This is a genomic window from Streptomyces sp. NPDC041784 (assembly GCF_055591025.1).
In genome coordinates, this window is sequence record NZ_JBVJAB010000078.1 from 1 (window position 1) to 3,240 (window position 3,240).

At 65.4% G+C, this 3,240-nt stretch carries 2 protein-coding genes; one reads left to right on the forward strand and one right to left on the reverse strand.

Going from position 1 to position 3,240, the window contains the following annotated elements; genetic code table 11:
- Positions 1–225 precede the first annotated feature (225 nt).
- A complete protein-coding gene (locus ACZ6D7_RS47365) occupies positions 226–1,068 on the forward strand; it encodes a helix-turn-helix domain-containing protein (protein ID WP_469505120.1) in 843 nt (280 codons plus the stop codon).
- 802 nt (positions 1,069–1,870) lie between these two features.
- Here ACZ6D7_RS47365 and ACZ6D7_RS47370 read toward each other — a convergent pair.
- A complete protein-coding gene (locus ACZ6D7_RS47370) occupies positions 1,871–2,626 on the reverse strand; it encodes a hypothetical protein (RefSeq protein WP_469505122.1) in 756 nt (251 codons plus the stop codon).
- Positions 2,627–3,240 lie beyond the last annotated feature (614 nt).

Sequence of the window (3,240 nt, forward strand, 5' to 3'; positions counted from 1 at the left end):
GACCTGCAGACACTCCTCGCCCTCTGGACCGGCGCCTGCCCCACCTGCCACCGCGACATACCCACACTCATACGAACCTGACCAAGCCCTACTAGCACGGCGCGCGTATTTGTCATCGAGGCTGCTGCCGGGTCCCGGGATCTGATAGCCCGCCGGATCGAAGCTGCGACCATCGGCCGGGCCCTTGTGGTGCCTGACCTGCGCAGCGACCGGAGGATCCTTGTAGTGCATCCGACCCTCCGCGATGACGGAGCGTCCGCCGAGGAACTGGCTCGGCTCGTGCACAGCTTTGGTCCGGAAACGTCTATGGGCGGAAGCGGTGTCTACTCGATGACGCTTCTTTCGGATGCGCTACGGGAAGCGGTGTCGGCCCAGCAGTACGCCGCCTCGCAGCCTGACTCCGTGGCGTTGTCGGTGCGCAACTCCGACGTGGTGGACCTCTTGCCACAGCCAGCGGCCCAAAGCTGGGCGCAGCGCCTCTTGGCTCCGCTCATGAAGGATGCGGCGACCTGGGAGTCGATGAAGAGGGAACTTCCGACCGCCCTGGCCTATCCGCACACGGTTGCCGCCCGCCGGCTCGGACTTCATCGGAACACAGTGATGCGCAGGGTATCCAGGGCGGCGGAGCTGTTGGGGGCGGACTTGAGTGCTGTCGGGTGCCGAGTGGCTGTTGCTCTGGCGCTGGAACTGGCCACGCAGAGGGAACCCGACGCTGACCGGCAGACCGATGGGGACGAGCCGGTGGCGCTCAGCGGCCTTCTGACTGCCCCTCAAGTGCACGCTTGGGCCGAGACGATGCTCAGGCATGTGCAGGATGACCGGCGAGACCTGCTTGGCACAGCCACGAGCTGGCTGGTCTGCGAATGCCATGTTGAGCAGACGGCGCGCGTATCCGGTCTCTCCGAGGCAACGGTGCGTTCCCATCTGCGGGCCCTGGAGCAGTACATGGAAATTGACCTTGCTTCTTTGGCTGGGATTCGCGATCTCCTCTTCGCTCTGCATGTCATGACGGGCAAGCCGGACGTTCCCGCCGGGTCCACGCGGAAGGAAATGCGCACGGCCGCTTGAAGTGCCGCACATTTCCGCGTGCAGGTATGTTTGAGGGTCACGGGACAAGGGGCTGCGGTCGCCGGTATGCCGAGTAGCTGGTCTTTCCGAAATCGGTCGTGGGGAATTGCGCCTTCGGGCGGGGCTGTCGCCGGAACTGCTCCATGACGCAGGAGGCTGCCGTTCGCGGCTGTGCAGATCCGTGGCCTCGGGGACCAGGATTGGGCATTTCTGCACCGTGGTTTCGAAGAGTGGTGCAGGGGTGGCAGTCTGCGGCAATCATTTGGTGCACATGTCAAATGGCGCCGCGTACGGCATATGCATACCGTTGCCCCTGCAAGCTGATCAGATCGAGTAACGACGCAGGGCCTTCCAGGAGCGCTCTGCCGTCTTACGCCTCAAGAGTCGGCGGGGTGAGGGGCATGACCGGACGCCAGATGAACGACCAGACGCCTCACGGGACGCGTTGTTGACGTGGATGCTTCGCGAGGTCTTGACGACCTGGATGCAGGAGGATCCGGTGGCATCGACGATGCTGCGGGCCCCGTATCTGACGGTCGAGGCGGTGTGAGCGGTGTATGGCTGGGGTGGGACGACGGCTCCGCGTTCTTCTGCCCGCTCCCCGCCGCTGGCGAGCCGAAAGGGGAATCGGCGCCGATAGAAGGCCCCGCCAGGGACTCCGACGCGATCACACTGGACGAAGCGAGCCGGCTGATGCCGCTCCTTCCGCGTGAACTCATCGCCGAGGTTCTCGGACTGGCCTCCCGTCGAGGCGGAAGCAGTACCGCGTGAGCAGGACCGGCAGAAACCGGCTCTGCGACGGCTACGCCTTGCCGCTCTCCAGTCGTGCGAGCTGCTCGATCATGGACAATACGGCAGCCCGGCTCGACGGCAGCAGCTCGTGCGCTTGGCGCGTGATCTCGCGCACGGCGTCGTCCTGAAGGGCGTGAAGCGCATCGATGTGTGTCAGGGCATCGGTGGCGGTGCTGAGCTGCTCGTCGCTGAGGCCTGCTGCTGAGCGAAGCAGGATCATGAGACTGGGGAGCGCATTGAGCAGGTCGGGCTGGTGGGTGAGGGCGATGAGCGTTGTTCGCTGCTCGGAGGTGAGCGCGTTGGCGCGGACGAGTACCTCTCTGACATCGGGATCGTCCAGGGTGTCGAGTGTCTGTAGGCGCCCGAGCAGCGCGCCAATCGCTCCGCGGTCGGCGTCACCGCTCATGTTCTGCAACCGGATGTTCTTGATGCCCAGCCGGCGCAGTTCCATGAGGAGATCCAGCTGTGCCTTCTCGTCGTCCTCGAAGGCCGGCTCGTCGTCGATGAAGTAGGAAGGGCGGCGGCCGAAGAACTGCGAGAAAGCCCTCAGGTGCCGCACGGCGACGTTCGTGGGCTTGTCGGTGGCCAGCTCCCACAGGTACTGGCCGGAGACCTTGACGCCGGTCTGCTCGGTGATCTGCTTCGCGAGTGTGTTCCAGCCTAGCGGCTTCCCGCCCTCCTCGGCCAGGCCGTCGCGGAGCCGGGACAACTTCTCGCCGAGCGTGACTGGCACCTGGCTGCTGCTGTCACCGCCGGTTCCGGGCATCCTCGACCGCTCCTCTCCTGTGCGACTTGGTCACGATGTGCGTGATACGCGAACTCTATCCTTATCCACGCACGTGGATGCCGTTTCGCGGAGATGCTGCGTCAAGGCCTCGCGGGCTTGGTGGGTCAGGGGTGGCGAGGGCGGCTCCCGGCGGGCCGCCGCATCCCCGAGCGCTGGACGGGGTCGGAGCAGGCCTGTCGGTGCCTGCCCAAATCTAGTGCATATCAAGCCGATTGAAGTGCATTCGATGTGATCGCTGGGGGTGGCAGGTGCTGCTGGCGTCGGGGGTGCACTCTCGCCAGTAATCTCGTCTACATACGTTGACGAGATGGGTCGACATGGCGGCCGATGGCGGCTATCGTCAGCCTTGTCGTAAACAGGTGTTGATGCATTCGGGGTTTTGTGTGCCCCACCAGCGCAAATGCCGAGAGCAGCCCAGCCGAGTAGTGCCGACCGTTGCCCTGCACAGGCCAGTCGAGGGTCCCGTCCCCCCGGTCCTCGACTCCCCCGAGGGGGGGCACCGCCGCGCGCGGGGGGGGCCCCCCCCCAAGTTGGGGGAACGGGTAAACCCCAAAAGCCCCTGTCTTCCCGTGCACCCCCCCCCCCCCTTTTCC

Coding starts and splice junctions, on each gene's coding strand:
- ACZ6D7_RS47370 (WP_469505122.1), bottom strand. CDS start 2,626: ATGCCCGGAACCGGCGGTGACAGCAGCAGCCAGGTGCCAGTCACGCTC.